This is a genomic window from Actinoplanes sp. NPDC051633, assembly GCF_040681735.1.
Classification (GTDB): domain Bacteria; phylum Actinomycetota; class Actinomycetes; order Mycobacteriales; family Micromonosporaceae; genus Actinoplanes.
Genome location: NZ_JBFAZH010000370.1, coordinates 1 through 6503, shown reverse-complemented (window position 1 = coordinate 6503; position 6503 = coordinate 1). Strand labels below are relative to the sequence as shown.

At 68.7% G+C, this 6503-nt stretch carries 6 protein-coding genes and 1 pseudogene; 3 read left to right on the top strand and 4 right to left on the bottom strand.

Features of this window, described 5'->3' with window-relative positions; all coding sequences use genetic code 11:
• Positions 1-885 (top strand): annotated as a pseudogene (locus AB0M20_RS20850) (hypothetical protein); the annotation flags it as partial.
• On the opposite strand, the gene AB0M20_RS20845 reads toward AB0M20_RS20850, so the two are convergent.
• Both AB0M20_RS20845 and AB0M20_RS20840 read right to left on the bottom strand, forming a co-directional pair.
• Complete coding sequence (locus AB0M20_RS20845) at positions 851-1696, bottom strand: alpha/beta fold hydrolase (protein ID WP_364300449.1); 846 nt, start codon at positions 1694-1696, stop codon at positions 851-853. The pseudogene AB0M20_RS20850 and the gene AB0M20_RS20845 sit on opposite strands and share 35 nt — an antisense overlap.
• Positions 1693-2199 (bottom strand): nuclear transport factor 2 family protein, encoded by a 507-nt coding sequence (locus AB0M20_RS20840; protein ID WP_364300447.1) that lies wholly within the window; start codon positions 2197-2199, stop codon positions 1693-1695. The genes AB0M20_RS20845 and AB0M20_RS20840 overlap by 4 nt, the downstream gene beginning before the upstream one ends.
• Before the next feature lie 107 nt (positions 2200-2306).
• Here AB0M20_RS20840 and AB0M20_RS20835 point away from each other — a divergent pair, with 107 nt between their 5' ends.
• The gene (locus tag AB0M20_RS20835) at positions 2307-3707 is read left to right on the top strand and encodes a cellulase family glycosylhydrolase (protein WP_364300445.1); all 1401 of its coding nucleotides are present in this window, start codon (positions 2307-2309) and stop codon (positions 3705-3707) included.
• Between the two features lie 23 nt (positions 3708-3730).
• Here the strand turns inward: AB0M20_RS20835 and lexA are convergent, their stop codons facing one another.
• Positions 3731-4375 carry a transcriptional repressor LexA gene (lexA, locus tag AB0M20_RS20830; protein WP_364300443.1) on the bottom strand — a complete coding sequence of 215 codons (645 nt, stop codon included), beginning with the start codon at positions 4373-4375 and terminating at the stop codon, positions 3731-3733.
• A gap of 55 nt (positions 4376-4430) precedes the next feature.
• A complete protein-coding gene (locus AB0M20_RS20825) occupies positions 4431-5651 on the bottom strand; it encodes a glycoside hydrolase family 6 protein (protein ID WP_364300441.1) in 1221 nt (406 codons plus the stop codon).
• Positions 5652-5778: 127 nt separating this feature from the next.
• Between AB0M20_RS20825 and AB0M20_RS20820 the strand changes: the two genes are divergently transcribed.
• Positions 5779-6503: amino acid permease (locus AB0M20_RS20820; RefSeq protein ID WP_364300439.1), on the top strand; the 725-nt coding region annotated here is incomplete at its 3' end.

The window sequence follows — 6503 nt, the reverse complement described above, 5'->3', positions numbered from 1 at the left end:
AACTACGTGGTCCGGCCGGCGCCCGCGCAGTTGCTGCCGCCCGCCCCGGTGCGGGCGAGCATCACCGGCGCGGGCGGCGAGCTGGGCACCGGGTTCTGGTATCCGAAGCCGGGCCAGGACCAGACGCCCGAGCAGGCCGCCCTGGCTCATCTGCTGGGCCCGGCCGGGGTCGTCCCCGCCTATGCGGAGCAGGAACACGAGCGGGTCACCGCGATCCTGCGGCACGCCAAGGACATCGGCGTCCGCGACGAGCACCTGATCGACTACATCTACCTCGTTCACCCGATGCGGCGCTGGTCCAGTGCCGCCTACATGCTCAACATCGTCACGCCGTTCCTGCGCCCCGGCCTGGTGTCGGTGATGTTCTCGCTCACCGCACAGCAGAAGCGCGACCGCGTGCTCCACTTCGGACTGGTTAAGCACCTGGTGCCGGAGTGGGCCGATGTTCCGTACGTCGCCGGCGGCGTCGCGGCCACGACGAACACGTCGACGGTCCCGAAGATCTGGGAGGGCGACGGGCCCGAGGTCATCGCCGACCTGCTCGACACCGCGCAGGGCCCGCTCGCGAAGATGGTCGACACCAAGACGATCGAGGACATGCTCTCCGGCAAACGCCCGCCCTCGCCGAAGGCCATGCAGCGCTTCAGCTATCTGGCGGTGGCGTCGCACCGGCTCGAGCCGGACACGGTCCAGCCGTCCACCGGCGCGACGCTGCGGCGGGTCACGCGCGTCCGGCAGCGCGCGGCCCGCCAGGCGTCACCCACGACCGGGGACCGGATCGTCGCCCGGATGCGGTGGGTGAAGAGGACCGCGGCCGGCCGCGCCATCTGGAACGCGGCCGGGAAACGGCTCAACCCTTTGCTAGGTCGCGAACCAGATCGCTGACGAAGTCGGGGCGCTCCTCGGCCGCCCAATGGCCGCAGCGCTCGATCACACCGCCCTCGGCCGCGGGGGCGACCGCCTGAGCCGTGGCCAGGGTCAGGCCGCCGAGGCACGCCTCGCCACCGTAGGCGCGCACCGGGATGTCCAGCGGTGTGGCGGACCGCGCCTTGACCTGCTCGGCCGAGCGGAAGAACTCCTGGTAGACGGCGAGCCCGGCGCGCAGCGCGCCGGTCTGGGTGATCGCCGCGACGTACTCGTCCAGGTCTGCCTCGGTGATCGCGCTCGGGTCGTAGGCGAAGTGCTCGAAGAACCAGCGCAGATAGGGCCGTTCCTTGCCCGCGATCAAGAGCTCCGGGAGATCGGGTACGGACTGGAAGCCCATGTGCCACAGGAAGTTGCCGTCGGCCACGGGCGCCATCGCCTGCTCCATCATGCCGAGGCCGGGCAGCGCCATCTCGACGATGCCCAGCGCGGACACCCGCTCGGGATGGGCGGCGGCGAGGACGTAGCCGAAGACCGCGCCCCAGTCGTGGCCGACCACCGTCACGTCGTGCAGGTCGAGGTGTTCGAGGAGGGCGGCGAGGTCGGCGGCGTAGGTCTCGGCGTCGTACCCGCTCGCCGGTTTGCCCGAGTAGCCGAAGCCTCGCAGGTCGGGGGCGACGACGGTGAAGTCGCCGGCCAGCGCGTCGATCACGTGCCGCCACTCGTGCCAGGTCTGCGGCCAGCCGTGCAGGAGCAGGACCGCCGGCCCGCTGCCCGCCACCACGTAGTGCTGCTTGACGCCGTTGAGCTGGGCGGTGTGGTGGACCGTCACGACTGAGGTCCGAAGACGGCCGCCGCGGCCTTCTGCCACTGCGGGTCGGACATGTCGATCAGGTTCGGGTTGCCGTCGCACCACTGGAAGGTGTGCTTGAGCTTGCTGATCTTCCAGCCGTCGCCGGTACGCCGGAACGAGTTCTCGTACCAGCCGTACTGGGTGTAGTGGTCGTCGCCGTGCCGGTTGGGGAAGCGGTGCCGGGAGATGTGGTAGAAGATCCCGTCCGCCTCGTCGCCGTTCAGATCGATGTGGAAGTTCGAGTACTGGTGCATGACGGTGAGCCGCTGCAGGCATGCGCCGGCGAACTCGGCCCACACCGCGGGTGTGGTGGTCGTCGGCGGCTGACCGGTCAGGTCGAAGAAGTCGACCTCGAACGGGTCGGCGAGGGTGTCCGCGTAAAGCTGCCAGTCGTGCACATCGAGGCCGCGCCCGAAGCGCAGCATCACGTCGCTGATCTGCTGCCGGTCCCAGAGCTCCCGGACCATGTCATCGGTGTTCATTCCAGGACTGTATGCAGTTTTACCCAAACTGTATACAGTCAATTTCCCATATATCGATGCTCATAAGATCTGGACAAGTCTGTAAGACACCTTAATAATCGACCACCATGAGTCGCTCCCGCTCTCTCCTGGTGTCCTTCGCCGTCGCGGCCGTCGCCGCCGGTCTGGCCCTCCACGCCGTTTCCCCCGCCAGTGCGGCCGCCGGCAGCGCCACCTTCACCAAGGTGTCCGACTGGGGCTCCGGCTGGGAGGGCAGCTACACGATCACCAACGGTGGCGCGAGCGCCATCACGTCGTGGCGGATCGAGTTCGACCTGCCCTCCGGCACGAGCGTCAGCTCCCACTGGAACGCGACGCTGACCCGGTCGGGGCAGCACTTCACCTTCGGCAACGTCGGCTGGAACGGCACGATCGCGCCGGGCGCATCGGTCAGTTTCGGCTTCATCGGCGCCGGCTCCGGCAGTCCGGCCGGGTGTCTACTGAACGGCGTGTCCTGCTCCGGCGGCTCCACACCGCCCACCGACCCGCCTACCGGTCCCCCGTCGGATCCGCCGACCGACCCGCCGACGGACCCGCCCGCGGGGACCACCCCGGTGGCGCGGAACGGCCAGCTCCGGGTCTGCGGGCGGCAGCTCTGCAACGCGCAGGGCAAGGCGATCCAGCTGCGCGGCATGAGCACTCACGGCCTGCAGTGGTACGCGAACTGCGTCAACGACACGTCCCTCGACGTGCTCGCGAACACCTGGCACGCCGACGTCCTGCGGATCTCGATGTACATCCAGGAGGGCGGCTACGAGACCGACCCGGCCGGCTTCACCGCGAAGGTCAACGACCTCATCGAGAAGGCCTACGCCCGCGGCCTCTACGCCATCGTCGACTGGCACATGCTCGATCCGGGTGACCCCAACTACAACCTCGCCCGGGCCAAGACGTTCTTCCAGCAGATCGCGTCCCGGCACAAGGACAAGAACAACATCCTGTACGAGATCGCGAACGAGCCCAGCGACGTCCACTGGAACTCGATCAAGTCGTACGCGGACCAGATCGTCCCGGTGATCCGGGCGCAGGACGCGGACGGCGTCGTGCTGGTCGGCACCGAGGACTGGTCGTCGCTCGGCGTCTCCGGCGACGGTCAGGGCGTGCAGCGCATCCTGGCCAACCCGGTGACCGCGCCCAACATCATGTACACGTTCCACTTCTACGCGGCCTCGCACGACGACCCGTACCTGAACACCTTCCGCAACGCCATCGGGCAGCTCCCGATGTTCGTCACCGAGTTCGGCACCCAGCAGGCCTCCGGCGACGGCGGCAACAACTTCGGCCGGGCGCAGCAGTACCTCGACCCGATGGGCCAGCACAAGGTCAGCTGGGTGAACTGGAACTTCTCGGACGACTTCCGCACCGGCGCGGTCTTCGCCGAGGGCGCCTGCGACAGCAACAACTACGCGAGTCTCAAGCCGGCCGGCACGTGGATCCGCGATCGGATCAACACGCCGGACGACTTCTGAGTCCTACACCGTTCGGCTGAGTCCTATGCCGTTCGGCGGAGGACCGAGACCACCTTGCCGAGGATGACCGCCCCGTCGCCGTCGATGTCGTCATACGCCGGGTTGCGTGGCTCCAGCACCACGCGCCCGGCGCGGCGGCGGTAGACCTTGACCGTCGCCTCCTCGTCGATCATCGCGGCGACGATGTCGCCGTTGTACGCCTCCGACTGCTGCCGCACCACCACGATGTCACCGTCGCAGATCGCCGCGCCGACCATCGAGTCGCCGCGGACCGTGAGACAGAACAGGCTCCCCCGCCCGACCAGGTCCAGTGGCAGTTGCAGGGCCTCGTCGTGCGTCTGCTCGGCCAGGATCGGCGCGCCGGCGGCGATGTCACCGATCAGCGGGACGCTCACCGTCGCCGGTGGCGGCCGCTGCCGGTCCGGCCGCAGGAACATCCGGATGTCGATCGGGCGTGTCGCCGAGCGGCCCCGGCGCACGAACCCGGAATCCTCGAGCATCCGCAGGTGCCGGCTGACCGACGAGGTGGAGGCCAGGCCGAGCGCGTCACCGATCTCCCGGGTGGACGGCGAGTGGCCGTGCCTGGTCGCCCAGTCCTGGATCACGCCCAGGACCTGACGCTGCCGATCGGTCAGCACGGAGGTGTCGGGATACTCATCCGTCAGCACATGTCGATTGTGCCCTATTATTCCGTTTTATTGGTGAAGGCACCCCGGAGCGGCGTCAGCGTAGCGGCGGGTTCGCCAGCTGCACCAGCTCGATGACCTGCTGCGGGAACCACGAGCCGGCCGCCGGGTCGGCGGTGTTCCCGCGGGCCGGGTCGAGGCCCGTCCCGGTTCCGCGGTCGCACTGGCCGTCGGACTCCCCCGGAATCTTGATCCAGAGGAAGGCGTCGGCGAGCGGGTCGCCGGTGCGGGTGGTGGGCCGGAGCCCGAGGCCCCGATCCGGCGGGTTGCACCAGGTCTGGGGGTCGGGCCAGCCGTTGCCGGCCGGCGGCGTCCACGCGCCCTGGCCGTTGCGGCTGGTGTCGGCCACGAAGTGCGGCAGGTCGTCCGGGGAGACCGTGCCGACGTTGGCGTCGTACCACGCGTCGGACAAGCCCCAGGTGCTGAAGTCGTTCGGGTCGGCCGGGTAGTACTGACTGGCGCACTCCGAGAACTGGCCGCCGTGCGTGCCGTAGTACACGCACTTGGCCACCCAGTTGCCGTACTTCAGCAACTTCGGCGTCGGCTCGTAGTTGGACACGTTGAGGAAGAAGCCGTCGGCCCTGAGCACGCCGGCACTGACCAGCCGGCTGGCAGCGTCACCGGCGGAGAGCCAGCCATTGTGCGTACCGTCGAGATACACCCGCGTGTGACCGAGCGCCTTGAAGCGGTCGACGGCGTAGTTCAGCATCTCGAAGCGGTCGGCCTCGGCCGTCGCCGGATCCGCCTCGGCCGGCTGGCACCACTCGAGGTTGCCGTTGATGTCGGTGTGCCACGGGATGATGCCCAGACCGTCCGGCTCGAGCATGACGGCGGCGCGCTGCCGGCCGATGCCGGCGGCGAAGGCGTCGATCCACGCCTTGTATTCGGCGACTGACCTCGCACCACCGGCGGAGTACGCGCCGCAGTCCCGGAACGGCACGTTGTAGGCGACGAAGACCGGCATCGTCCGCGTACGCTCCGCCCGTCGCATGTCGGCCCGCACCGACCGCGTCAGCTCCTTGCCGGAGCCGCTGGTCTTCCACACCGCCTGCGGCGTCTTGATCATCTCGCGCACCTTCTTCGCGAGATCCCGCTGCCCGGCAGCGGCCAGCTGGTCGATCTGCGCGATCGCGCCTGGATTCGGCGGCGGCGTGTAGAACTTCGTGCCGTCGGGAATGGCGGCGCTCGCGGGCGCGGCGGCAGACCCGAGCGCGACGACAACCGCGGCGACGACGATCAAGCCTTTGCGGCGGACCATGGCATGGCTCCTGACCTGAGGAAAACCGCCGTGGGAGCGATCCCACGGGACACCGATCGAGCTTCACCGATACCGGCCGGTCTGTCAATCACCTAGATTGACAAGGGTCGAACAAGGGGAGGCGCACATGCCCACGAAACAGTCCGGATCCGTCTGGCGGCGCCTCCCGGTCGATCGGATAGAGGAGATCGAGGAGAGCAGCGGCGTCGGCCGGCTCACCAAGTCGCTCGGGCTCTGGCAGCTGACCGCGATCGGCGTCGGCGGCATCATCGGCGTCGGCATCTTCTCGCTGGCCGGGCTGGTCGCGCATGGCGACGAGGACAATCCGGGCGTCGGACCGGCCGTGCTGGTCGCCTTCCTCATCGCCGGCCTGGCGTCGGCCGCCGCCGCTCTGTCCTATGCCGAGTTCGCCGGGATGATCCCGCGGGCCGGCTCGGCCTACACCTACGGGTACGTCGCGCTCGGCGAGCTGATCGGCTGGTTCATCGGGTGGGACCTGCTGCTGGAGTACGTCGCCATCGTCGCCGTCGTCGCGATCGGCATCTCCGGATATCTCGACTCCTTCCTGGACGGATTCGGGGTCAACCTGCCCGACTCGATCACCGCGAGCGCCGAGGAGGGTGGGGTGGTCAACCTCCCCGCGATGCTCATCTGCCTGCTGGTGACCTTCATCCTCAGTCGCGGCGCGCGGACCTTCGGCCGCTTCGAGCTGATCGCCGTCGCCATCAAGATCGTCCTGATCCTGTTCATCGTCGGCCTGGGCATCTTCTACATCAACACGGGCAACTACAACCCGTTCATGCCCTCCGGCTTCGGCCCGGCGCTCACCGGCGCGGCTACCGTGTTCTTCGC